Source organism: Paenibacillus sp. FSL W8-0186 (assembly GCF_037969765.1).
GTDB classification, from domain to species: Bacteria; Bacillota; Bacilli; order Paenibacillales; family Paenibacillaceae; genus Fontibacillus; species Fontibacillus woosongensis.
This window is the reverse complement of the sequence record NZ_CP150207.1, coordinates 2,888,285-2,913,832: the sequence shown is the minus strand read 5'-3', so window position 1 is coordinate 2,913,832 and position 25,548 is coordinate 2,888,285. Positions and strand designations below refer to the sequence as shown.

Below are 25,548 nucleotides of genomic sequence, written 5' to 3'. Positions count from 1 at the left end.
GTTCATGTGGGATTTTTCGCAGAGATTAAGTTGGAAGCGTGGAAAATGATGAGAGTCGTATATATGATCGCATCACTCGTCGCTCTTGGAGCGATAATGATAGCAAGCATCGCATTTGGGGTAACGGATATCCCGCTAAGCACAGTATGGGAATCGCTTACTCATTTTAATGGAAGCAATGAACATTTGGTGATTCTCACTACGAGGATACCGAGAGCGCTGATCGCGGCTTCGGTAGGAGCCTGCCTGGCGGTAGCCGGAGCGGTTATGCAGGTGATGACGCGAAATCCGATCGCTTCCCCAAGCACGCTTGGCGTTAACTCGGGAGCTGCATTTTTCATTATGCTGGCTTCGGCTTGGCTAGGGGTGTCCGGAATGCACGCTTTTACGTGGGTCGCGCTGATTGGAGCCGCCATTAGCGGGGGAATCGTCTTTCTGCTGGGGAGCATTGGCAGGGACGGCATGTCGCCGGTCAAGATCACGCTTGCCGGGGCATCGATGTCGGCATTTTTTGCTTCGCTGACTCAGGGGTTGATGCTGACAGACGGCAAAATGTTCGATCAGATTCTCGTATGGCTTGTCGGATCGGTAGCCGGGCGGGAAATGTCCCAATTGCAGGCGGTATGGCCGTATATGCTAGCGGGCATGATCATTTCGCTATTGCTGTCCAGGCATTTAAATGTGCTGGCCATGGGCGATGATGTCGCTCAGGGGCTCGGCCAAAGCACGGCGTACATCAAGTTGTTCGGCGCGCTGGCGGTAATACTGCTGGCCGGCGGTTCAGTCGCCGTAGCCGGACCGATTGCGTTCGTGGGCATTATCATTCCACATATCGTCCGTTACCTGGTCGGCACGGACTTTCGCTGGATATTGCCTTATTGCGCAGTTCTCGGCGCTATTTTACTGGTCGCCGCCGATTTGGGTTCGCGCTACATCGCTATGCCGAAGGAAGTTCCTGTCGGGGTAATGACTGCGGTCATCGGCGTACCGTTCTTTGTTTACATTGCTAGGAAAGGCAGACGCACGTCATGAGCAAATACAAGCCGCTACGTTCAGAGGGCGCCAAATTTTCCGTGTTGATTGAGAAAAAGGCTGTCTGGATTTCCTTCATACTATTCATTATCTGTCTCGCTGTCATGATCGTGAGCACCGGATCGGGAAGCCAGTTCATCTCGCCGATTGATGTTATCAAAGTGCTGGTGGGCAAAGGGGAGCCTACCTATGAAATTATTATCATGAAGCTCCGTTTGCCGCGAATTGTCATTGCGGTGCTAGTGGGAGCATCCCTGGCTGTTGCCGGTGCGGTTCTGCAGAGCATTATCCGCAATCCGCTGGCTTCTCCGGATGTCGTCGGGATTACGGAAGGGGCCTCGCTTGGCGCCGTTTTGTTTATTTTTATGTTTGGCGGCACGGTGTCAATTCATTGGATGCCGCTGACTTCTATAGCAGGAGCCTTTCTGGTTACAGGGCTGCTGTACGTCCTATCCTGGAAAAAAGGCGTTGATCCGCTGCGGCTGGTGCTGATCGGCATCGGACTGTCCGCCGCGATCAAATCGATCTCCTATATGTTAATTATTTCCGGGCCGCTGCAATTGGCTCAGCGCTCCCTAACCTTTATGACCGGCAGCATATACGGGACGTCTTGGGATAAAGATGTTCTGACGCTCCTGCCATGGGTGGCGATTCTATTGCCGCTTACCTGGCTGCAGTCCAGGAACGTCAACATTCAAGCGCTTGGGGACGAGGTGGCGAGCAGTGCCGGGGCGCACGTGCAGAGGCACCGAATAGGGCTTCTGGCATTAAGCGTAGCGCTCGCCGGGGCTGCAATCGCGATTGCCGGAGCTATCGGATTCATTGGATTAATGGCTCCGCATATGGCGCGCAAGCTTGTCGGTTCCTCTTTTGGGAATGTGCTGCCCGTCAGCGCTCTGCTTGGAGCGATCATTCTGCTGTTGGCTGATTTGGCAGCACGGACGGCGTTCCTGCCGAATGACATTCCTGCAGGAGTGTTGACGGCTGCTATCGGGGCTCCGTTTTTTATGTATTTGCTGTATCGCAACCGAAACCGCTATTAATTCAGGAGGAATGCTATTATGGGTACGCTGGAAGCGAAGGAGCTCGGATTGTCATATGGAAGCGCCTATATATTCGAAAATTTGAATCTCTCCATACCGGAGGGGAAAATCACCGTGTTCATCGGCAGCAACGGATGCGGCAAATCGACGCTGCTCCGCTCTATGGCCAGACTCCTGAAGCCGCAGCAGGGCACGGTTATCCTGGCGGGCAGCGATATCTCCAGCATGTCAACGAAAGAGGTTGCGAAGAAGCTGGCGATCCTCCCGCAGGGCCCGACGGCTCCCGAGGGGCTGACCGTGCTGCAGCTCGTCAAGCAAGGAAGATATCCCTATCAGAGCTGGCTGAAGCAGTGGTCGCAAGAAGACGAGCAAGTTGTTCAGCAAGCGCTAGAAGCGACAGGCATGAGTGAACTGGCTGAACGCCCTGTAGACGCATTGTCGGGCGGTCAGCGGCAGCGGGCATGGATCGCCATGACTTTGGCTCAAGAGACGCCGATCATCCTGCTGGATGAACCGACGACATACCTCGATCTGACGCATCAAATCGAAGTTCTGGATTTACTTTATGAGATGAATGATCGCGATAAGCGGACGATTGTCATGGTACTTCATGACATTAATCTTGCTTGCAGATATGCGGACCATATTGTAGCGATTCGAGATGGACGAATTGAGGCGCAAGGAGCGCCTAATGAAGTCGTAGACGAGCAGCTTATCGAAAACGTCTTCCGGCTCAAATGCGAGATCATTCCGGATCCGTTATACGGCACACCGCTGTGCATTCCGCATGATAATTGCCGGCTGCGGGCTGCCCGCGCACTGGCGCAGCAGCAGCAAAGAAAGGTTGACAGCCCGCCTCGGGATTCAATTTCTGAAGAGGGAAACCATGAGGAGGAAGAAACGGCTGAACCGAAGAGGGAGTTAGTTGCTGCCTCATCCGCCTCGGTATAAGGTTGGAATCTGTTACGGTTTATAGGTATTTGTACGGTATTAACCTCGCTAATTAGCGAGGTTTTTAGTTTTTTGGGCTCTTTTCTGTATTATTATTTAATGATGTTAATTATCCCGAACAGGGAATTGATTATTTACGGCGAATTTTATGTAAAAGGGAGTGATTCTGTTGACTATAAATGCGGTTCTTTTTGATTTGGATGGAACGCTGCTAGACCGTGACGCATCACTGTTAAAGTTTGTGAGGGACCAGTACGATCGTTACCCCGAGTTACAAATCGTTGAAAAAGAAAGTTTCGTTCAACGGTTTATCGAGCTTGATCATCATGGTTACGTATGGAAGGACAAGGTATATCAACAGATGATGGACGAGTTTTCTATTAAAAACATGGACTGGACCTTACTTATAGAGGATTACATAAGAAATTTCCAAAAGCATTGTATCGGCTTTCCTAATTTATTGAGCATGCTTACTCAATTAAAAAACCATAACATCAAATTGGCATTGATCTCCAACGGTTTTGGGCAATTCCAATACGATAATTTCAAGGCGTTACACATTGAACATTTATTCGACGAGGTTTTAATATCGGAATGGGAAGGGCTGCGGAAACCTGATAAAGCAATTTTCAATCGCGCTTTGACGAAACTGGGCGTAAACGCCGAAAATGCTCTCTTTGTTGGAGATCATCCTGATAACGATATACGAGCTAGTCGTGACGCTGGAATGAGAGCGGTTTGGAAACGTAATCGTCAGTTCGAAACGGTTGTTGATGCTGATGCCGTAATTGATGATCTAGAGGAATTATTTGCTGTTGTATTATCTTTTGGAATAATGCCAGGAGCATAGTTTTTCACCGATATCCTTGTCAACACCAGGAAGCTAAACACCACCTCGGTCATTAACAACCACATATATTTCTCCTTTACCTTCTATGACCTCTGAACTGGCATGCAGAGAGAATAGAGGTTTACTTGCTATAAAAAATAAAGTATATTGTAAAAAGTATCTCGTTAACGTCGATAATGTTTGTCCGCGTTAGCAGGTATAAGATCAATAAAAAGGCGTGAGACACACAAATGCACATGAAGACGGGCGTTGAGCAATCCGTGTATGCCATACTCCTGCTCAGCCTGCTGCCTGAAAAGGCAGTGCTGCCAGGGGAAGCGATCAGCCAGCAGTTGGGCGCCTCGGCTACTTATTTTCAGAAATTATTGAGAAAATTAGTGAGCGCTGATCTCATCACATCCGTCCCTGGCGTCAAAGGCGGCTTCAAGCTGAAAAAGAAGCTGGAGAATATCCGGATTTATGACGTGTATCTCGCAATAGAGGGACAGCAGACACTGTATTCCTCATGCGGCACCTTGAACGATATGCTCGAGCTGCCTGCAGAGGAGCAATGCTGTCTGTTGACCGATTTGATGGAGGAAGCGGAGACAGCCTGGAAGTCCGTGCTGAAGCGCCAAACCGTCGCCGATCTGGCTGCAGAAATGCAGGAGGAGCGGTTTAGAGGCAAATTGGAGTGTTTACAAGCGTGGATCAAGGAAAAAATGGTTGTATAGCGTAAGCTGGCAAAGCTTATTACATGTGAAGGAAGGGAATTATATGAGCCAACATCATAAAAAACTAAGCGAAGTTTCATATTCCGTATTGGATCTTGTGCCAATCACAAAAGGTGGTTCGCCAGCCCAATCTTTCAAGAACAGTCTTGATTTGGCCCAGCATGTCGAGCAATGGGGGTATCGGCGATACTGGCTCGCCGAGCATCACAATATGCCGGGGATTGGCAGCTCGGCGACTTCAGTTGTTATCGGTTATATCGCTGGCGGAACAAGCACGATACGAGTTGGTTCCGGCGGAATCATGCTGCCCAACCACTCGCCGCTAGTCATCGCTGAGCAATTCGGCACGCTGGAAGCCATGTATCCCGGACGGATCGATCTCGGCTTAGGCCGTGCTCCGGGAAGCGACCAGAGTACGATGCTGGCGCTTCGCCGCGATCCTCGCGCGAACGGTCATGATTTTCCAGATCAGCTGCAGCAGCTGCGAAGCTACCTGGATGAGAATTCACGGCATAACCGTGTAAGGGCGATACCCGGGGAAGGCCAAGACATTCCCATCTGGCTGCTCGGTTCCAGCGGCTTCAGTTCCGCACTAGCAGCAAAGCTGGGATTGCCGTTTTCATTCGCTAGCCATTTCGCCCCTGAACATACAGTTGCGGCGTTAACGCAGTATAAATCCCAGTTCCAGCCCTCTGATGTACTGGATAAACCATATGCAATGGCCGGGATTAATGTGTTCGCGGCCGACACGACGGAAGAGGCGGAGTACCTCGCGACTTCGTTCCAGCAACAATTCCTAAGCCTGATCCGTAATCACCCTGGTCAAATTCCGCCGCCAGTCGAGAGCATGGAGAACATTTGGACGGAGTATGAGAAAGCCTTGGTCATGAAGCAACTGAATGCTTCGATTATCGGCAACCCGGACGAAGTCAGGGAGAAACTACAGGCGTTTATAGATAACACAGGGGCGGATGAGCTGATTATTAATACGACGATGTATGATCATAAAGCGCGCGTTCGTTCTTACGAGCTTGTTGCCGAGATTACCGGCATGAAGAACTGAGTTAACGTAATATATATTATGTAAACTTAAATAAAAGGATTCCTTTTTCTGGATTGGTGTAGTATTATAATATACGAACAAAGGTTCTTCTTTGTTCAGCACCTTAGTCAGGCATTTCTGCGTATTACCAATCCATGATAAGGTGGTATCCAAATGGCGCTTCAATGTAATCAGATTTTTGTAAATTTGCCGGTAAAAGATTTGCCCAAGACGAAGAATTTCTTTGAACAGGTTGGATTCGAATTTAATCCCCAGTTCACGGACGAGAAAGCAGCCTGCCTGGTCATAAGCGAGCATATTTATGCCATGCTGCTGAGCGAGGCCTATTTCAAGACCTTTACGAAGAAAGACATCCCGGATACAAAGGAAAATGCAGAGGTGATTGTCGCTTTGTCCGCAAGCAGCCGGGAGCAGGTGGATGAAATCGTGGAACGGGCTCTTGCTGCAGGCGGCCAGCCTTTTAATGATCCAGTAGATCACGGGTTTATGTACACTCGGAGCTTCCAGGATCCTGATGGCCATTTATGGGAGGTCGTATATATGGACCCGGCCACGATTGAACAGGGTTGAATCGATATATTTAATAATGTGAATTAATATGATTAATCATATTAACCAAATGCAAACAAACAAGAAATCGCTTTTGATTGCAAGAAAGAATAGGATATAAATTTAAATCGAGGAAGCCTCCTTAGGTAATCACCTGAGGAGGCTTCTTATTTTAGGTGGATTGAAACAGGGATTGTTAATTAGGATCCATGAAGCTTTTCCGTCGAAGAGGTTATTCATCATTTATGTTGCAAATGCAACAATATTATATTAAATTATTGGTATGCCAATTTGTTGCATTTGCAATAAAATACCTGCTAAGGAGTTTAATTATGAAAGAAATTCTTCGTGAAATTGGAATGATCGCAAGGGCGCTGGATTCCATCAGTAATATAGAATTTAAAGAATTTGATCTTACAAAAGGGCAGTATTTATACCTCGTGCGAATATGCGAATATCCAGGAATCATTCAAGAAAAATTAGCTGAAATGATCAAGGTCGACCGATCAACAGCTGCTCGTGCTATCAAAAAACTTGAAATTAGTGGCTTTATAAAAAAGAAAGAAGATCAACATAACAAAAAAATAAAAAAACTCTTTGCAACAGAGAAAGGGAAACATATTTATCCTTTTATTATAAGAGAACATGATTATTCCAATTCCGTTGCTTTAGAGGGATTTTCAGAAGAAGAAGCAGAAGCTATTTTCCATTTTATCCAGAGAATAAGAAAAAATATAGAAAAAGATTGGGAACTTGTAAAAAAGGGGAATAGGAGAAACTATTGATTATTAAAGGAGCCCATATTTTATGAATATAGAAATAAAAAGATGCAACCATGAAGATTTACGCAACCTTCAAGCCATTGGTGTTGAAACATTTCATGATACATTTAAGCATCAGAATTCATCCGAAAATATGAAAGCCTACTTGGATAAGGCTTTTAATTTGAAACAGTTAGAAAAAGAACTATCAAATACTTCTTCCCAATTTTATTTTATTTATTGCAATGAGAATGTAGGCGGTTATTTAAAGATAAACATAGATGATGCTCAATCTGAAGATATGGGCAAGGATTCGCTAGAAATCGAGAGGATCTATGTAAAAAAGAATTTTCAAAAACAGGGGCTTGGCAAGTATCTTGTAAATAAAGCTTTGGAAATTGCAATGGAGCGTAATAAAAAGAAAATCTGGCTAGGTGTATGGGAAAAGAATGAGAAGGCCATTGCGTTTTACAAGAAAATGGGGTTTATTCAAACGGGAGCGCACTCTTTTTACATGGGTGATGAAGAGCAGATAGACTTTATTATGATCAAGCACATATGATTCCCTTCCGGGAACGTATGTGCTATAATAAGTACGCCAAACACGTATTTTGCGCACTTTTGATCTAGAACGATTTGTTTTCTTAGAGACAGCTAGTTATCAAGTTGATTTTTCGCAAAGTTAACCTATAAATGGTAAAAACATCAATGTAAGAGGGATTGCTTTGACTACGAAATATTACATCGAAGAAGTTTATGCCGAACCGCTTCAAGCCTTTACGATTTGGATGAAACAATCAGGATATACAGAGACGACAAGAAAAGAATATTTAAGAGAAGTATATGACTATTTATTCTCCTTAGATGAATTGCCTGTGCAACAGGCGGGGAAATTGAATGTTGTCAGCTTTCTGGTCTCCAAACAGGAATCCGCGGGGGATAAGACAAGGAATCGGACTTTGTCCGCGATCCGTTCATTTTATGCTTCATTGATCGATTTTGAACTGGCGACCAGAAATCCGGCGTTAGAGGTCAAGAAATCAAAGACGGAGAAAAATAAAATTCCAGTCTATCTGGAGGAGCAGGAACTCAAGAAGGTGCTCACTTATGTCGATGGTCGTTACCGGGATAGAAATCTGGCGATTTTCCTATTGATGGGTTACTGTGGTTTGCGGGTAGGAGAGGTTCACCGCATGAATCTCTCTCATTTCAAGAAAGATAAGGGGACGCTCGAAGTACTGGGCAAAGGCCGGAAGTGGAACGAGATCCCGCTGCCTGAGTTGGTCGTTGAATACCTGGCGAAAGTGGAGGAGGAGCGCATCCAGCCTTATAGTGCAAAAGAGGAAGCCTTCTTCGTCTCTCAGAAGGGAAGAAGATTATCGATTCGTCAAATTCAGAAGATTGCGGCGCATGTCTTCGATGCCTTCAAACAGGATCACCCGCAGTTGACCGATATGAAATTATCCTGTCATAAGCTGCGGCACTCCTTTGCTACCATGCTGCTGAGAAACAACGTAGATATTCGCGTGGTAAAGGAACTGCTCGGTCATGCCTCCATTGAAACAACAATGATCTATACGCATATCAACGATGAGCAGAAGCGCAGTGCGATGACGACGATTGAAGTGCCGAAGGTTTGAAGATTCAGCATGCAATGGAATGAAGTTCAACTTAAGCTACAAGGACAACAAAATCCCACGCTGCGTGGGATTTTTGATTTTCATTCGTATTTTATTCTTCAACAGGTCTTTTTACCTGAAGGGGCGGAGGGATTAGCCAGCCCTTATCTTTGTTCATTTGAAGAATGCGCAAGCCCAATGCAGCTTTAGTAAGGTGATATTTGGCAAATAATGCGCCGACATCTTCTCTTATCGATTGTCCCATAACCGAACTGCAGGCTGCAAGACCAAGCGCATTCTCCGCTGCAATTTTTGCAGCAATTTCAGGATCTGTAAATCTTGCTCCCGCTGGAATATCTTCAAGCTTAGCTGGGGGTCTTTCTGGCAATACAGGCGCGGGTGCAATACCATTATCGGTGAGCAGGGTGTCACACTCTTTAATTTCTAATTTCGCCTGTTCAATTAAAGCTTCGAGAATTTTCTTAAGATCCTCGTCACCGGCGTGGTTGAGGAAGGCCTGGTAACAGGAAACCGTGCCTTTAGCCATCATGGATGCTTGCCATACGCTGAAAATTTCACCATAATGCATCGGTTCGTCTTTGGGATTACCGCTTAATATACCCATATCGTTTATTGTCTCTCCTTTTATTATAATCACCGTCATTATTCACTTCATCCTGATGTTTTATGCTTCTTACTTAACATCATGTCATCTCATGATACTTGGAGAAACATGGCAGACTCCTCCTTGCATTCCCCCTAGTCGACCAGCGCAAACTCATAAGGACGTAAATTTGCATAAAAGGAGATTATCGTGATGTATTTCTATAAAGAAGATTTAATTAATTTGATCGTCCCAGATCAGCCTGATCCGGCAGCAGCGAAGGTGCTGCAAGAAACATTAGGCGGGAGATTTGGCGAGATGCGCACCATGATGCAGTTCTTCTTTCAAAGCAATAACTTTCGTGGCAACGCAACCCAGTTTCGGGATTTGATACGAGGCGTGTTTCTGGAAGAATTAAGCCATGTCGAGTTGGTTCAGCATACCATCAACCAATTGCTCACCGGTGCAGGCGCTTCTGGAGCAGGCGATTCGGGCTTGAATGCAGCTCCGCTAGATGAGGCCGTCAAACATGCCAACCCCCATCACTTTATTATGGGCGCGCAAAGCTCGCTGCCAGTCGATGCAGCCGGAAATCCCTGGAATGGAAATTATGTGTATGATCATGGCAATCTGATCAGCAATTTATTGGACAACGTTGTTCTGGAATCAACGGGAGTGCTTCAAAAGACAAGAATTTATGAAATGAGCAACAACAAAGCGTTTCGTGAAACACTGGCGTTTCTGATCGTTCGCGATAATGCCCACCAGAACGCTTTTGCCAAGGCCTTGGAAACATTGGGCGTTGAATGGGGCAAGCTGTTTCCTGTTCCAAACTATGATATTAACAAATACCCGGAATGCAAGAAATACGTCGATATGGGCTTTCACAATGCGCAATTTAATTTCCGGCTGGATCCTACGCGGATTGCTGAAATCTTTAGCGGCCAAACACCAAGCCGTAACGGCGGGGAGCTGCAAGTGGTTGCACCGCCAGAAGGATATCCGCTGCCTAGCCTGCCTGAATTGGCCAATGAGCATAGCCCAGGTCTTCATGATTTGAATACTTGAGCTGTTAAAAAAGTAATAGCGAAACAGAAACAGGCCTCGCAATCCTTATTAGGATTACGGGGCCTGTTCTGATTGAAATGTCCTTGCTTTATTGCTCTGTTATCTTGATTTCCTTGATCTGGACGGTCTCTGTTGGTGAACTCAGTTCACCACGCGGGCCGCCGGGTTCAACTGGTGTGGCTGCAATATCTTGGACGACATCCATACCAACGATGACCTTGCCAAAAATAGTATAGTTGGGCTTTAGGTTTAGGGACAGGCTATCTTCACCCGTGCAGATGAAAAATTGGCTGCCATTCGTATCCGGTCCGGCGTTGGCCATCGCAACAATGCCCGGCTCGTATTCGTAGTCCGTCTTTTCATCTTCAAATCGATACCCAGGGCCTCCGCCACCCGTGCCTTCCGGATCTCCAGTTTGAATCATGAAGGATTCGATGATCCGGTGGAAGGTGACGTCATTGTAAAAGCCTTGCCGCGACAGGAATACAAAGTTATTAACCGTCTTTGGCGCGTCTTTGGCGAACAGCTCGATCATGAAGTTCCCCTTCGTCGTCGAGAATTCGGCGGTGTACGACTTATTCGTGTCGATCTCCATGGCCGGAGGACTGTCCCAGCTCATTGTTTGCTTTGGCGGTTCAGGCGCCGTAGATTGCTCTGCGCTATTGCCGGCAGATTGTTGTTGATTTGCTGGTGCTTCCTGTGCTTCTTTGTCCTTGCCGCAACCGCTCATGATCATAGCAGTCAGCAGAAGGAGGAATGGGAATACTAGTAGCTTTGTTCTCATAAGTGCTGGTCCAACTCCTTTGTAGCATTTGTAACAAATCATGTTCTATCATACCGGCATTTCGCGGAAAATTCCAGTTTGTATGGTGTCAGGTTTGTTCCGGGTTTGCTGAAGTTGTGTGTTTAGTTCTAAACCGATATTTATTGAGCAAATACAGTACGCCGATTCGCCCTGAGTTACTGCCCGCGTAAATAATGAAAAATGCGCATAAAAGCATTTGAGGGATGATGCTAATGGAACCAGAGAGGAAATAGCAAAGGTTCATGATTACGCCCGCCGATGCAGCAAAAACAGTAAATACGCCAAGCAACAAGGCTAAACCAACTAAAAACTCTCCCCAGGGAACCAGGAAGTTAAATATTTCAACTTGGGGGATAACAGCAGTTTCCAATATGCTTCCCCACCAATCCTGAACAATCGGATTCTCTCCTTTGGAGTTGGCAACAGCGTTTTGTAGATAGCCCGTGCTATCAAATGGTTGTGGAGCGGTAAGCTTCATCCAGCCAGCAGTAAGCCATTTCCAGCCCAAGTAACACCGTATCAGCAATAGAAAAACGGCACCGGCCTTACTTTCTCTCATAAAAAAATCGATTTTCTCCATTATTTCAACCCCTTTTCATAGATAAATACATTCTACTCATTCAGTGCTATAAATTTGAATGAAACAGACTAATCCCAAACCCAATTCCGAGCCCAATTCTGATTTCGAATATAGGATAAACTTGAGAATGCCTATCTTTTCCGTAGAATTGCTTATTATAATTAGGCTTGTCTCGCCTTTATAATGGAATTGTCTGTAAATATATCATAAATAAGGAGGAGTGAAATGCGCAACAATTTTATTGTATGGTTGCTACTGGCAAGCATGCTGGTTTCGAGCCTATTTATGGCAGTGGGGTCTGATTTCTCTGTCTCAGCTGCGGGCGAGCCAAATTTGACACTGGGCAAAGTCATCACAGCAAGCGGGCATAACCAAACTTATGAACCGGGCAACGTACAGGACAACAATCAAGGGACGTACTGGGAAAGCGTTAACCATGCCTTTCCGCAATGGATTCAGGTCGATCTGACCGAAATTACGAGCATTGATCAAATTGTACTTAAGCTGCCGCTAAATTGGGAAGAGCGCACTCAAACACTAGCCGTGCAAGGCAGCACGGATGGAATGACCTTTACTGACATTGTCGGTTCTGCGAGTTATAACTTCGATCCTGATTCCAATAATTCGGTCACGATTAGCTTTGCAGCAGCGGACACCCGTTATGTTCGTCTGAATATTACCGGCAACACGGGCTGGGCGGCAGGGCAGCTGTCTGAATTCGAGATTTACGGTGCTGTCGGAACGACACCAACACCAACGCCAAGTCCGACACCAACACCAACGTCTCCAATAGGAACTAACATCGCCATCGGAAAGCCGATTGCTGCCTCCTCGAGCACGTTTACATACGTGGCCGCCAATGCAAATGACGACGACACAAATACGTATTGGGAAGGGGGCGGAAATCCAAGTACTTTGACACTGGATTTTGGTGCAAATCACAATATTACATCCATTGTACTGAAGCTGAACCCAGATCCGATATGGAGCACCCGAACGCAGACGATTCAGGTGCTTGGCCACAACCAGGATACGGCAGGCTTCAGCAACCTCGTAACCGCACAGGCCTACACCTTCAATCCCTCCACCGGCAACTCGGTGACAATTCCGCTGACGGCGACGGTCAAGCGCCTGCAGTTGAATATTTCCTCGAATACCGGAGCTCCGGCGGGGCAAATTGCCGAATTCCAGGTATTCGGAACACCTGCGTCAAATCCCGATTTGACGATTACCGATCTGAGCTGGTCACCGTCATCGCCGAACGAGGGCAGCACAATTTCGTTAAACGCAGTGGTGAAGAACATCGGAAATGCCGGTTCTGCTGCAACGACGGTGAATTTCTACCTGAACAGCGAGCGAGTTGGCTCCGCTCCGGTCGCAGCGCTTGCTTCCGGCGCTACAGCAACGGTATCGCTGAACGCCGGAACGAAAACCGCTGGTAACTATTCGGTTAGCGCGAAGGTCGATGAGAGCAACACGATTATTGAGCAAGATGAAACGAATAACAGCTATACGAGCGCTTCGCCACTGATTGTGGCTCAAGCAGCCAGCTCTGATTTCGTGGGGACTGTTTCCTGGTCGCCAGGGAATCCGGCAGCGGGTAATGCGGTTTCTTTTAACGTCAATCTTAAAAATCAAGGAAGTATCGCTTCAGCAAGCGGCTCTCACGGAATAACAGTGGTGCTCAAAAATGCCGCCGGGGCTGCCATCCAAACCCTGAATGGTTCGTATAATGGCGCTTTGGCTCCGGGAGCTTCTGTCAATGTCGCAATTCCGGGTACGTGGACAGCGGCAAACGGGAATTATACCGTAGTTACGACAATTGCCGCAGATGCTAACGAACTCGAAGCCAAACAGGCCAATAATACTAGTACAGCCAACCTGACGGTCTATGCTGCCCGTGGCGCAGTCATGCCATACAGCCGATATGATACGGAGAATGCCACTCACGGGGGCGGCGCTGTCCTGAAGACAGCACCGACTTTCGACCAATCTTTAACAGCATCGGAAGCATCTGGTCAGCGTTATGTGGCTCTTCCTGCAAATGGCTCGTATCTCGAATGGACGATTAAGCAGGGACAGGGCGGGGCAGGAGTGACGATGCGGTTTACAATGCCGGACTCTGCAGACGGCATGGGGCTGAACGGTTCGCTTGACGTGTACGTTAACGGCACCAAAGCGAAAACGGTGCCATTAACCTCCTATTATAGCTGGCAATATTTTTCCGGGGATATGCCTGGAGATACACCTAGCTCGGGACGGCCGCTATTCCGTTTTGACGAGGTTCACTGGAAGCTGGATACGCCGCTGAAGCCCGGGGATACGATCCGCATTCAGAAGAATAATGGCGACAACCTGGAATATGGGGTAGATTTCCTCGAAATCGAACCGGTTCCTGCGGCAATTCCCAGCCCGGCCAACGCGGTATCCGTCACGGATTACGGTGCCGTTGCCAATGACGGAAAGGATGACCTTGACGCCTTTAAAGCTGCTGTTCAAGCAGCGGTAACGTCAGGCAAAACCTTGTACATTCCCGAAGGGACGTTCCATCTGGGCGGCATGTGGGAAATCGGCTCTGTCAGCAAAAAAATCAATGATATCACAATCACGGGAGCCGGCATTTGGCATACGAACCTGCAATTCACGAATCCGAACGCGGCAGGGGGCGGCATTTCGCTACGAATTCAGGGACAGCTTGATTTCAGCAATGTATATCTGAATTCGAATCTGCGGTCGCGGTACGGGCAAAACGCCATCTACAAGGGTTTCATGGACAATTTCGGCACCAATTCCAAAATACATGATGTGTGGGTGGAACACTTTGAATGCGGCTTCTGGGTCGGGGACTATGCCCATACTCCCGCCATTTATGCCAATGGATTGGTCATTGAGAACAGCCGGGTCAGAAACAATCTGGCCGACGGCATCAATTTTGCCCAGGGTACCAGCAATTCGACCGTCCGTAACAGCAGCATTCGCAACAACGGGGATGACGGCCTTGCCGTCTGGACGAGTAACGTAAATGGAGCGCCTGCGGGAGTAAATAATACCTTCTCCTATAACACGATTGAAAATAACTGGCGTGCAGCCGCCATTGCCTTTTTCGGCGGAAGTGGGCATAAAGCTGATCATAACCTGATCATTGACACCGTCGGCGGCTCCGGGATCAGAATGAATACCGTGTTCCCCGGCTACCATTTTCAGAACAACACCGGGATTGTATTCTCGGACACCACTATTATTAACAGCGGTACAAGTAAAGATCTTTACAACGGGGAACGCGGAGCTATCGACCTCGAAGCTTCGACCGATCCCATCAGAAACGTTACGTTCAACAATATCGATATTCTCAATACACAGCGGGACGCGATCCAATTCGGATATGGGGGAGGATTCGAGAATATTGTCTTCAACAATATCACGATAGATGGCACAGGCCTTGATGGGATCACAACCTCACGCTTCTCCGGGCCGCATCAGGGCGCAGCTATTTTCTCCTATACAGCGAATGGCTCCGCCAGATTCAACAATCTCACCACGAGAAATATCGCATTTCCTAATTTGTACTACATCTTGAATGGCTTTAACCTGATGATCCAATAATCACTTTGCCTTATTGTCAGATAGAGATAGAGAGGAGCTCTTCGGAGCTCCTCTTTCCTTTTATTGTGCATAGAGAGCAGCGGGTGAGGGGAACTTAATTGATAACTCGTTTTAGCGGGAGGGCTGAATGGATTGGATTTTTTTCACGGCAAGGAAGCGTTGACGGCCATGGAATGGATTTTGAGAGGGAGTGTCAGCTTTGCTTTCCTGCTCATCATCGCTAAGTTCATGGGTCAGCGCTCGATATCCCAATTGAGACTGTTAGATTTCATTGTCGCTTTAACCCTTGGTAATATTATTGCCCACCCGCTGTCCGACCAGAAAATCGGATTACAGGGGTCTTTTATTACTACGGCTACGCTGACCATACTATATATTGCCGGGACCTGGCTAAGCTTGAAATGGCCCCGGTTCAACCGGTTTCTGCATCCGGAGCCGATCACGCTCATTCAAAACGGACAAATTCAATTCCATCATTTAGCGAAAGCCAGAATTTCTGCGGATTTCTTATTCTCGGAGCTGCGCAAAGAAAAAGTTGAGGATATTCAAAAGGTATCCCTTGCACTATGGGAGCCTGGGGGAATTGTTTCCGTGTTTATGGATACCCCTTACCAGCCGGTTACTCCAGCAGATCTGGACTTGAAGACGCAGCCGTTCGTTATTACAAGACCGATTATCGTGGACGGCCAAATCGAAATGGCGCTGCTGCAGGAAATGGGTAAAGACCTCGATTGGCTTGAGGAGCAAATCGCCGGGGCAAGTGCGGATATTCCCGATGTAATGCTGGCAACCATCAGCGATAATGCGGTCGTACAGGTGATGAAAAAGCATGCAAAATGATTCTTTATAATCTCGAAAGGCTGGTGTCCGTCCATGTTAAAAGCGGTCATTGTGCTGTTCATTCTTTTCCTGCTGATTGCGGTTTGGTCGTCACGCAGGAAACAGAAACCTTCTCCGCAAGAGAAGGACTTGCTCCAAGTAAAATCCAACGCCGGGGACAGCGCCAAAAAAGTAATTTTCATCGTGATCGACTCCCTGATGGCCGAAGCGGTAGATAGAGGTTTGGAGCAAAAGGAGCTCCCCGCATTTCAGTTCTTGATCGAGCGTGGTCAATATTACAAGGATATGGTCAGTTCTTTCCCCACGATGTCCGTGACGATTGACAGTTCCCTCCTCACGGGAGCCTATCCGGATCGCCATCATGTGCCTGGGCTGAACTGGTACTCCGTTCGAGATCATAAGCTCATCAATTACGGAACCGGGCCGGCGGAAGTCATAAAAATTGGTGTAAACCAGGTGATGGCGGATGCCTTGATGCAGTTGAACGGCAGTCACCTGAACCCCGAGCTGCCAACAATTTATGAAGATTTGTCACGAGCGGGAAAAAAAACAGGCAGCATCAACGGTCTGATCTATCGCGGTTCTGCTCCTCATACGTTATCGCTCCCGGCCTGGATGCATGGACCAACGTCTATGCCTGAATCGATTTCGGTCAAGGGTCCGGACTTTCTGTCATTAGGTTCGCTAACCAACCCGCTGGAAGGGATCGAAGATCTTCCCGGCAGCATAATCCACCGTCTGGGCATTAACAGTGAATTTTCGATCTCCACTGCAAGCTATTTAATCAGGGAAAACAAACTTCCCGACTTTTTGTATATGTACCTGCCCGATATGGATCAGCAGATTCATAAGAAAGGGCCGTCCGATTTGAAGAGCCTCAAGGATACTGACCATCAGCTCCAGACCTTATTGCAAAACTTCGGATCATTGGAAAATGCGCTGGAAAAGGCGATCATCGTCATTATCGGTGATAGCGGTATGACTGAAATCTTGCCTGCGAATGAAAATCCAGTGGTCGAATTATTCCCTTTGCTGCAAGCTTTTAACGTTTACCGCCAGGGGGAAGCCATAACGGATGAGACGGAAATCGTTCTGGCCGTGAATGAGACGATGGCATATGTCTACAACCTGAAGGCTCGGGAGGCCAGAGATATTGCCGAGGCTATCAGGGCCGATTCGCGCATCGATATCATTGCCTGGAGAGATGGAGAATGGATATGTGTCAGTAACGGCGCCTCCAAAGAGCTCCGGTTCAAAACGGGAGGGGAACTGACGGACTCTTATAAGCAATCATGGACGATTGAAGGGGAGCCGCAAGCATTGGATCTAAAAATCAATCACGAGCGGCAAACCTTGGATTATGAGCGGTACCCCGATGTGCTGCAAAGATTATATGGGGCTTTGCATTCGCACGACGGCGACTTCCTGGTTGTCACCGCCAAACCAGGATATGAGCTGGCTGACCAGCATTCGCCAACCCACAAGGGCGGAGGCAGCCACGGTTCTCTTGGCCATGCAGAGTCGCTTGTGCCGTTGATTATCAGCGGCACGGAGGAACGGCCCGAAAATTTGCGGATCGTTGATTTAAAGGCTTTCCTGCAGAAGCTTGTGACAAAGCAGTAGGCAGCAAATCAGCACAGCTCCCGATCAACTACCCGGCGCGTGAAAAAGACAGTATACTAAATATGAAGTATAAACCGGGAATGGTAAAAGGGAGTAACGATGATTAGATGATTAAAACAATTTCAGATATTGCCGCAATTGCAGGCGTGGCCAAAAGCACAGTATCCCGTTACTTAAATGGAGGTTCAGTCAGCCAAGCAACGCGGCAGCGTATCGAACAAGTCATTAAAGAGCATCATTATGTTCCGAATACATTTGCTCAAAGCTTGAAAGCGAGAAGAACGAATATCATTGGCACCGTAGTGCCCCGTCTCGATTCTTTTGCTACTTCCCAAACGCTGATGGGGATTGACGAAGAGTTGCGCAGCGCCAATTTTCAAATGCTGATCTCAAATACGAGTCAGGATATGGAACGGGAAATCGAAGCGATCTACGATTTTGCCCGGCAGAAGGTTTCGGGGATCATTTTGCTGGCCGCCCAAGTGAATGAGGAGCATCTAAAAGCGGCAGAAGAGATCAATATTCCGATATTGTTAGTAGGACAGGAGCATTCTCAGCTGTATAGCCTGATCCACGATGACTTTCACGCGGGTTACAAAATAGGACGTCATGTACTGGAAATGGGTCACCGGCAAATTGCCTATCTTGGAGTAACGGAGAAGGATATTTCTGTGGGCATCCGGAGAAAAGAGGGCTTTAAAAAGAGCCTGGAAGGTACGGAGTGCTCGGTCTCCTATTATGAAACAGGCTTTAGAATGACGGATGCGATGGCAGCGGCATCGCAGATTCTGGATGAAAGCACGCCTTCCATCATCGTATGCGCCACGGATAACATTGCGCTCGGGGTCATGAAAGCCGCATATCTCCGGCAAATCGTCATCCCTTCGGACCTGTCGGTGACAGGCTTTGGAGGATATGACATAACGGAAATTATCCATCCTACGCTGACTACGGTACGATATTTTTACAAAGAAGCAGGACAAGCTGCAGCGCGCAATATTATCAAGCTCGTGAGGGATGAGGAAATGGATCAAGTTACCATGCTGGATACCGAGCTTCTTGAGCGAGAAAGCGTTGACAAACGGTAAAACGGTGTTTATAATTCGAGACAGAACCGGTTCCATAATTCACTGCATTTTGCTTTAGAATTATGGGACATCTTTTATAGCATGTTTGGAACCGGTTCCTCTTTTTCGCACAAAAATGGAACCGGTTCTACTGACTCTCGGAAATAGAGGGGAGATGGAGGCATTCGATGACAGCATTAAGAGAAGAAAAATACAGAAAATTGGAGCAGGCGGTGCCTGGTGAGCTGGAAAAGCTCCAGGACCTGGTTAAGAATTGTCCATGGAGGCAAACTTATCATATTCAGCCCCCGTATGGCCTGTTGAACGATCCAAACGGCTTTACATTCTATCAAGGCGAGTATCATTTATTCTATCAATGGTTTCCTTTGGGAACATTTCATGGCATGAAATATTGGTATCATACGAAATCGAAGGATTTGGCCCACTGGGACAATGTCGGCATTGGGATTGAGCCCGGCGATGCCCATGATTCTCATGGGGCGTATTCCGGAAGCGGGATCGTTAAGGACGGCAAACTGTATTTAATGTATACGGGCAATACGCGGGACGAGCAATGGAACAGGCATCCTTATCAGAACCTGGCGATCATGGACAGCAGCGGCATGATTACGAAGCTCGACCATCCTGTGATCGACTCGGTGCCCCCTGGCTACACGGATCACTTCAGGGATCCGAAGGTGTGGAGCAGCAACGGCGAATATTATTGCGTTCTGGGAGCACAGCGAACCAATGGCACCGGTTGTGCCGTAATGTACAGTTCTCAGGATTTGCATACCTGGAATTTCAAGGGCGAAATTTCTACAAAACTGACAGACTTCGGATACATGTGGGAGTGCCCGGATTATTTCGAACTGGATGGCCAGGGTGTATTGTTGTTTTCACCGCAAGGCATCGAACCGCACGGAGATTATTATCAGAACATATTCCAATCGGGTTATATTGTCGGTCAGCCGCTTGATCTGACAACAAGCAAGCTGGAGCATGGGGAATTCCAAGAGCTGGACAGGGGCTTTGACTTCTATGCGCAGCAAACGACGGCAGCAGCAGACGGGCGCAGAATCCTTGTAGGCTGGATGGGGCTTCCCGATGCCAATTATCCGACGGACAATCACGGGTGGGCCAATTGCCTGACTTTGCCGAGAGAATTGACGCTCCAAGGCGGCAAAATCCATCAGCGTCCGGTCAGGGAACTGGAGAAGCTGAGAAAACAAGGGGTCAAGGGTGAAGCCATTTTGCAGGATGAGACAAAGAGCTTTGCCGGATTCGAGGGAATGACTTATGAGCTGGTTTGTGAGTTTACCAATACGGATGCCGAGCAATTCGGCATTGAGTTTCGGGCAGGAGAGAACGAGAAGACAGTACTGTCGTATGATCGGAATTCGAAAAAGGTCATTTTGGACAGATCATTATCCGGCTACCCTGTTGCCGTGGAATACGGAAGCGTACGGCGCTGCCATCTGGATGCGGAGAACATTAAATTCCAGCTTTATGTAGATACCTCGTCCGTTGAGATCTTCGTCAATGATGGGGAAGAGGTGTTTACGAGCCGCATTTTCCCTAGTCGGGAAAGTACGCAAATCCGCTTTTTTGCACAAGGGGGAACGGCTGCTTGCCGAGCATCGCTATGGAAAATATAGCTCTCAAACAAGACGGATTTGAATATAAAACGGGGCGGTGACAACGTGGGACAGTTATTTGCAATCGGAGAAGTGTTAATTGATTTTATCCCCTTACAAAAAGGGAGCCCGCTGAAGGACGTACAGGCCTTTGAACGAGCGGCAGGAGGCGCGCCAGCCAACGTAGCGGCTTCTGTCGCCAAGCTTGGCGGGAACGCCTCCATGCTGACTAAGCTAGGAAAGGACGCCTTTGGGGATTACTTAATCGAGCAGCTGGCTCATACGGGAGTAAGGACAGATCTTATCCGGCGAACAGACGAGGCCAACACGGGTTTGGCGTTCGTATCGCTGCGTGAGGATGGAGAGAGGGATTTTTCCTTTTATCGCAGCCCCTCGGCCGACTTGCTATTGTCCGAAGACGAAATTGATCCGGGTATTTTCGGTACGAACGATATTTTGCATTTTGGCTCGGTCGATCTTGTGGAAAGTCCGATGAAGCAGGCGCATTTGAAAGCGATTCATGCAGTAAAAAGTCAGGGAGGGCTCATCAGCTTTGACCCGAACGTCCGGCTTCCTTTATGGCATAGTCCGGAGGAGTGCCGGAGAACGATTCAAGATTTTATTCCGGTCGCCCATCTTATAAAGATATCTGAAGATGAACTGGAGTTCATTACGGGTATAACGCCAAAGAAGGAGGCGATTGCTTCCTTGTTTCAAGGAGATGTCCTAGCCGTTGTCTATACCCGAGGGAAAGAGGGAGCGGAGCTCTATCTTTCTGCGGATGAGAAGTATAAGGGGCGAGGATTTAACGTCAAAGTTCAGGACACGACAGGGGCCGGCGATGCGTTTGTCGGAGGTTTTCTGTATAAGCTGCTGGAAACGGGGGCTGCGCAGGACAACATCATAGAGGTGCTTCGCGTGCATCATGATGAAATCCTGGAGTTTGCCAATGCCAGCGGGGCATGGACAACTGCCGGTAAAGGCGCGATTCCTGCTCTTCCTAGCCAGGCGGACGTGCATAAATTAATTGAAATGCAATCGAACAAGGGGATGATGACGAATGTCTGAAAATCGGGATATTGCCAAACAGGTCGTAGAGGCGGTCGGCGGCAAGGATAATATTGCATCCTTTGCACACTGCGCTACGAGGCTGCGGATTATGGTACATGACAAAGATTTGATCGATCAGGCTGGAGTAGAGAATATTGATAAGGTAAAAGGAGCCTTCTTCAACTCTGGGCAGTTCCAGGTTATTTTTGGGACCGGCACAGTGAACCGGATCTTTGAAGAGGTGGAGAATCTCGGAATTACAGGCACAACGAAAGAAGATATTAAAAGCCAAAGCAAGAAGCAAGGAAACGTCTTTCAAAGATCGATCCGCACGTTCGGCGACGTATTCGTGCCGATTATTCCGGTGCTCGTGGCTACGGGATTGTTCATGGGATTACGCGGCTTGCTTACGCAAGAGCAGATTCTGTCGATCTTTGGGATGACCGCAGCAGATATTCCGGCTAACTTCCTGCTCTTTACCCAGGTATTAACCGATACTGCGTTTGCGTTCCTGCCAGCGCTTGTCGCATGGTCCGCATTCCGGGTATTCGGAGGCAGCCCGATTCTGGGTATCGTCCTGGGATTAATGCTGGTCAATCCAGCGCTTCCGAATGCTTACAGCGTGGCCAATGGCTCGGCTGAAGCCTTAGTCATGCTCGGCTTTATACCGGTGGTCGGGTATCAGGGCTCCGTGCTTCCTGCCTTTTTCATGGGTCTGCTGGGCGCAAAATTTGAAAAAATGCTTAGAAAACGCGTACCTGAAGCGTTAGATCTAATTTTGACGCCGTTTATCACACTGCTCGTCATGATAACTCTTGGACTTTTCGTTGTCGGTCCTGTTTTCCACTCCTTGGAGGAATGGGTACTGCATGGAACTACATTTATTTTGGGTCTTCCTTTCGGTATTGCGGGATTAGTCATCGGCTTCTTCAATCAAATCATTGTCGTGACTGGCGTTCATCATATTTTTAATTTTCTGGAAATACAGCTGCTGGAGCAGTTCGGCTCCAATCCGTTTAACGCATTGGTCACGAGCGCCATGGCTGCCCAGGGTGCAGCGTGCCTGGCGGTAGGCTTGAAAACCAAAAACGTCAAGTTGAAATCTCTCGCTTTGCCATCCTCGCTATCCGCTTTCTTAGGGATTACGGAGCCGGCGATCTTTGGCGTCAATTTGCGCTATATGAAGCCGTTTGTCATGGGATTGATCGGCGGAGCCGTCGGCGGCTTCCTGGCCTCGTTGTCCGGTCTGGCTGCGACGGGTATGGCGATTACGGTTATACCGGGAACGCTGCTATATCTGAATGAACAGCTTCCAATGTACATCCTGTGCAACCTGATTGCCATGGCGATTGCCTTTATATTGACGTGGCTGTTTGGTTATAAAGATGAAGCAGCGGCAGAGATGGCAGCCACTGCGGGCGCAAATTCTTCGGGACAGGCTGTCTTGCAAGCCGATACGAGAGATTCCAAGGTAATTGCTGCAGAACCAAGCCAAGTCAATGCGGATTTATCAACAGATGTGCTGAATGTGCCATCGCCTATCTCAGGAAAACTGCTGGCGCTGGAGGACGTTCCCGACCCGGCTTTTGCCCAGAAGCATATGGGGGAAGGGTTTGCGGTTGAACCGACCGAAGGCAAAGTATTCGCTCCGTTTGACGGTGAAGTGGCTCACATAATGAATAAAAGCAAGCATGCAGTCATCCTGGCCCATAAAAGCGGCATGCAGCTCTTGATTCATATCGGTATCAACACCGTCTCCTTAAAAGGGGAAGGATTTACAACCTATGTTCAGACCGGCGACACCGTAAAAGCAGGCCAACTGCTGATTGAGTTCGATGTCGATGCCATTCAACAGGCCGGGCTCTCCACGGTTACTCCTGTAATAGTTCCTTCGGGAACGGAGCAGGTCGCTGGGCTGACGGTGAAGGCAAGCCAAGGCCGAGTAACGGCCAATAAAGAGGCCGTGATGGACGTCCAGTTTCAAACGAAGTAAACGGGGAAGACCAACGCTGAGATGCGTTGGTCTTTTTTGTATTTATATATGATGTACATACGGACGGACAACCCAGACGCTTGCTCTGTAGGTTATGCCGTTATAGCTGGCGGTAATATGAGTGATTCCCGGACGGATTCCTCGAATATTTCCGTACTCATCAACCGTAGCAATAGAGGGATCATCAATATTGAACACGGTATCCTGCGTAACCTTGGAGGGGAGACCGGATTCATTCACGTGGTAGGCCGCCACATCGAGCTCCGTTCCAATCGAAAGGGAGTATTCCTCAGAATCCAGGTAGAAGCGGCCAGGTTCTTTTGCATTTGAGACTTTGACAGTAATTCTTGTTTCTAATCCTTTGTAGGCTGCTTTAACCCACGTTGTGCCCAGACTGATTCCAGTAATATTGCCATATACATCCACACTGGCGATGCTCGGGTCATTAGATTCGTACAGGGAGGAATACGTCACGTCTGTTACGGAAGCGTCGGAATAGACGGCGTTAACGACAGTGGCGGCGGATTGACCCACGGATAGCTCGAGCTCCGGATGCTGAAATTCGAGTCTAGTCAATTCTGAATCTGATGGGCCTTCGTTCGGTATAGATATTTTCAGCAAATGCATTTCATTTCTATAGCCCCCATCGGTGTAAATTCTAACTGTTCCCGTTACAAGGAGCCCTTGATTAAAAGCAGTGATGCCATCACTTCTAAGGCCCAAATCCAAATCGCCAAACTGATATTTTTTTGTGGGCACAGCATTCTCGTCGAGCAGAATAATCTGATACTGGGATTTTCCATTTTCGATACTCGATGATGTATTTTGTACAAATAGAACATAGCCATCATCTACCGGTTGGGTTCGAATAATCCTCTCTATCTCATCCATGGCTGGTGAATCCAGCGGTTTATTCCAGAGTATATCCCCGGCTTCGTTGATCTTTTGCAGGTAATAGGACTGTGTGCCAGGGTTATATCTGGTCAGAATATAATTCCCGTCTTCAGAAGTAATGATGGTGGATGTAACATAGTCGGTCTCATCGGTTTTCATCCAGACGACTTCGCCATTGCGGTCTATTTTTAGCAAATAAGGCAATGATACCCGATCATATTCCTCCAGTGTCCGACTCCCGGCTACGATGACACCGTTATCCGAAGTTAATATGATATTGGAGAACATACCACTGTAACCGATGGGATAAGTTTTAGACCAAAGCTCGTCCCCATTTGCATCAATTTTAAGGAGATAAGCAGGCGAAGGGCTGTATTCATTCCACCCGCCACCGGTAATTACAAAATTGCCGTCAGATGTTTCTTGAATACTTCTTGCGGATTGCTGATAGTAGGGCATACGAGGATAATATTTCTGCCACAATAGCTCTCCATCCGCACTCAGTCTAAAAACATAGGGAACAAAACGCGGCCGGCCATAGGAGCCATCTCGAATTTCTCCGCCAACCAGGATGCTGCCGTCGGAAGTCTCGGTGACCGTGAATGCCGTATTCTCCTCATAATCATAATCGTAATATACCATATCTCTTTCCCATAAGATCTCGCCGCTGCTGTTCAACTTGACGATGTAAGAGCAGTTCTCATCCGGAGTTTCGCAATACTTGTCACCTGCGGCTACATAGCCCCCATCCGACGTAGCGGTCGCCGCATAACCGGATTTGCTTTTATAAAGCGGGTGCTTTCCTTCCAGGATGTGTGACCATTCAATGTGAGCTTGTTCCTCCAGTACAGCAGCGTACCCCTGATTTGGCCAACCCATCGAGAGCATCAAGATAGCGAGGGTTACCAGCAAGAGTTTGTTCAGATTCAGTTCCTTGGCCACGAGCAAAACTCCTTTCATAATGAGAAAATGGTAAAATATATTTACATATCCATTATCAGGGTTAACAAGTCAAAGTGAATATCCTTCAAATTGCTTATATTGCTAGGAAAGAGTACATGCTTCTTCCGCTAGTTTTCCATAGAAGCTCTGAAGTTCTTCAACAGATCGAAGCAATGTGTCGGTTGATCATAGAGTGAGTTTGACGTAAATTTTTACTAAATGCCGGGTTGTCTGATTCATACAAAAATAGAAATCAATATT

The 25,548-nt window shown here is 47.7% G+C and carries 22 protein-coding genes; 18 read left to right on the top strand and 4 right to left on the bottom strand.

The genetic code is table 11. From position 1 onward, the window contains the following. The first annotated feature begins 48 nt into the window (after positions 1-48). The 10 genes from MKX50_RS13085 to MKX50_RS13040 all read left to right on the top strand — a co-directional run bounded on the left by MKX50_RS13085 (position 49) and on the right by MKX50_RS13040 (position 8,602). On the top strand, positions 49-1,032 hold the full coding sequence (locus tag MKX50_RS13085) for an iron ABC transporter permease (protein ID WP_213592495.1): 984 nt from the start codon (positions 49-51) through the stop codon (positions 1,030-1,032). Beyond that, positions 1,029-2,075, top strand: coding sequence for an iron ABC transporter permease (locus tag MKX50_RS13080; protein WP_213592344.1), 1,047 nt, complete (start codon positions 1,029-1,031; stop codon positions 2,073-2,075). The genes MKX50_RS13085 and MKX50_RS13080 overlap by 4 nt, the downstream gene beginning before the upstream one ends. Before the next feature lie 18 nt (positions 2,076-2,093). Next, positions 2,094-3,026, top strand: a complete 933-nt coding sequence (locus MKX50_RS13075; protein ID WP_213592346.1) for an ABC transporter ATP-binding protein — start codon at positions 2,094-2,096, stop codon at positions 3,024-3,026. 169 nt (positions 3,027-3,195) lie between these two features. Further along, positions 3,196-3,876 (top strand): HAD family hydrolase, encoded by a 681-nt coding sequence (locus MKX50_RS13070; RefSeq protein WP_213592348.1) that lies wholly within the window; start codon positions 3,196-3,198, stop codon positions 3,874-3,876. 230 nt (positions 3,877-4,106) lie between these two features. After that, a complete protein-coding gene (locus MKX50_RS13065) occupies positions 4,107-4,589 on the top strand; it encodes an Rrf2 family transcriptional regulator (RefSeq protein WP_155613186.1) in 483 nt (160 codons plus the stop codon). Positions 4,590-4,632: 43 nt separating this feature from the next. Continuing rightward, positions 4,633-5,652 carry an LLM class flavin-dependent oxidoreductase gene (locus MKX50_RS13060; RefSeq protein ID WP_213592352.1) on the top strand — a complete coding sequence of 340 codons (1,020 nt, stop codon included), beginning with the start codon at positions 4,633-4,635 and terminating at the stop codon, positions 5,650-5,652. Between the two features lie 153 nt (positions 5,653-5,805). Beyond that, complete coding sequence (locus MKX50_RS13055; protein ID WP_213592354.1) at positions 5,806-6,222, top strand: VOC family protein; 417 nt, start codon at positions 5,806-5,808, stop codon at positions 6,220-6,222. Positions 6,223-6,533: 311 nt separating this feature from the next. Next, a complete protein-coding gene (locus tag MKX50_RS13050) occupies positions 6,534-6,986 on the top strand; it encodes a MarR family transcriptional regulator (RefSeq protein ID WP_213592356.1) in 453 nt (150 codons plus the stop codon). A 22-nt stretch (positions 6,987-7,008) separates the two neighbouring features. Next, positions 7,009-7,524, top strand: a complete 516-nt coding sequence (locus MKX50_RS13045) for a GNAT family N-acetyltransferase (protein WP_213592358.1) — start codon at positions 7,009-7,011, stop codon at positions 7,522-7,524. Positions 7,525-7,687: 163 nt separating this feature from the next. After that, on the top strand, positions 7,688-8,602 hold the full coding sequence (locus MKX50_RS13040; protein WP_213592360.1) for a tyrosine-type recombinase/integrase: 915 nt from the start codon (positions 7,688-7,690) through the stop codon (positions 8,600-8,602). A 91-nt stretch (positions 8,603-8,693) separates the two neighbouring features. On the opposite strand, the gene MKX50_RS13035 is transcribed toward MKX50_RS13040, so the two are convergent. Continuing rightward, positions 8,694-9,206, bottom strand: a complete 513-nt coding sequence (locus tag MKX50_RS13035) for a DUF3231 family protein (RefSeq protein ID WP_155613234.1) — start codon at positions 9,204-9,206, stop codon at positions 8,694-8,696. 192 nt (positions 9,207-9,398) lie between these two features. Here MKX50_RS13035 and MKX50_RS13030 point away from each other — a divergent pair, with 192 nt between their 5' ends. Beyond that, positions 9,399-10,253: a manganese catalase family protein gene (locus MKX50_RS13030; RefSeq protein ID WP_213592362.1), complete on the top strand. Its 855-nt coding sequence runs from the start codon at positions 9,399-9,401 to the stop codon at positions 10,251-10,253. An 88-nt stretch (positions 10,254-10,341) separates the two neighbouring features. Here the strand turns inward: MKX50_RS13030 and MKX50_RS13025 are convergent, their stop codons facing one another. Then, complete coding sequence (locus MKX50_RS13025) at positions 10,342-11,037, bottom strand: peptidylprolyl isomerase (protein ID WP_339157167.1); 696 nt, start codon at positions 11,035-11,037, stop codon at positions 10,342-10,344. An 88-nt stretch (positions 11,038-11,125) separates the two neighbouring features. Beyond that, positions 11,126-11,638 (bottom strand): DoxX family membrane protein, encoded by a 513-nt coding sequence (locus MKX50_RS13020; RefSeq protein ID WP_339157166.1) that lies wholly within the window; start codon positions 11,636-11,638, stop codon positions 11,126-11,128. A 285-nt stretch (positions 11,639-11,923) separates the two neighbouring features. On the opposite strand from MKX50_RS13020, the gene MKX50_RS13015 reads away from it, so the two are divergent. The 7 genes from MKX50_RS13015 to MKX50_RS12985 all read left to right on the top strand — a co-directional run bounded on the left by MKX50_RS13015 (position 11,924) and on the right by MKX50_RS12985 (position 23,451). Next, a complete protein-coding gene (locus tag MKX50_RS13015) occupies positions 11,924-15,241 on the top strand; it encodes a discoidin domain-containing protein (RefSeq protein WP_339157165.1) in 3,318 nt (1,105 codons plus the stop codon). 132 nt (positions 15,242-15,373) lie between these two features. After that, positions 15,374-16,081 (top strand): DUF421 domain-containing protein, encoded by a 708-nt coding sequence (locus MKX50_RS13010; protein WP_339157164.1) that lies wholly within the window; start codon positions 15,374-15,376, stop codon positions 16,079-16,081. Between the two features lie 33 nt (positions 16,082-16,114). After that, positions 16,115-17,704 (top strand): alkaline phosphatase family protein, encoded by a 1,590-nt coding sequence (locus tag MKX50_RS13005; protein ID WP_339157163.1) that lies wholly within the window; start codon positions 16,115-16,117, stop codon positions 17,702-17,704. Positions 17,705-17,811: 107 nt separating this feature from the next. Then, positions 17,812-18,792 carry a LacI family DNA-binding transcriptional regulator gene (locus MKX50_RS13000; protein ID WP_213592372.1) on the top strand — a complete coding sequence of 327 codons (981 nt, stop codon included), beginning with the start codon at positions 17,812-17,814 and terminating at the stop codon, positions 18,790-18,792. Positions 18,793-18,959: 167 nt separating this feature from the next. Continuing rightward, the gene (locus MKX50_RS12995) at positions 18,960-20,429 is read left to right on the top strand and encodes a sucrose-6-phosphate hydrolase (protein ID WP_339157162.1); all 1,470 of its coding nucleotides are present in this window, start codon (positions 18,960-18,962) and stop codon (positions 20,427-20,429) included. Between the two features lie 45 nt (positions 20,430-20,474). Further along, complete coding sequence (locus MKX50_RS12990; RefSeq protein ID WP_339157161.1) at positions 20,475-21,476, top strand: carbohydrate kinase; 1,002 nt, start codon at positions 20,475-20,477, stop codon at positions 21,474-21,476. Beyond that, positions 21,469-23,451 carry a sucrose-specific PTS transporter subunit IIBC gene (locus MKX50_RS12985; protein ID WP_213592378.1) on the top strand — a complete coding sequence of 661 codons (1,983 nt, stop codon included), beginning with the start codon at positions 21,469-21,471 and terminating at the stop codon, positions 23,449-23,451. Before MKX50_RS12990 ends, MKX50_RS12985 begins: the two co-directional genes overlap by 8 nt. 42 nt (positions 23,452-23,493) lie before the next feature. Here MKX50_RS12985 and MKX50_RS12980 read toward each other — a convergent pair whose 3' ends face one another. Then, a complete protein-coding gene (locus tag MKX50_RS12980) occupies positions 23,494-25,287 on the bottom strand; it encodes a hypothetical protein (RefSeq protein WP_339157160.1) in 1,794 nt (597 codons plus the stop codon). Positions 25,288-25,548 lie beyond the last annotated feature (261 nt).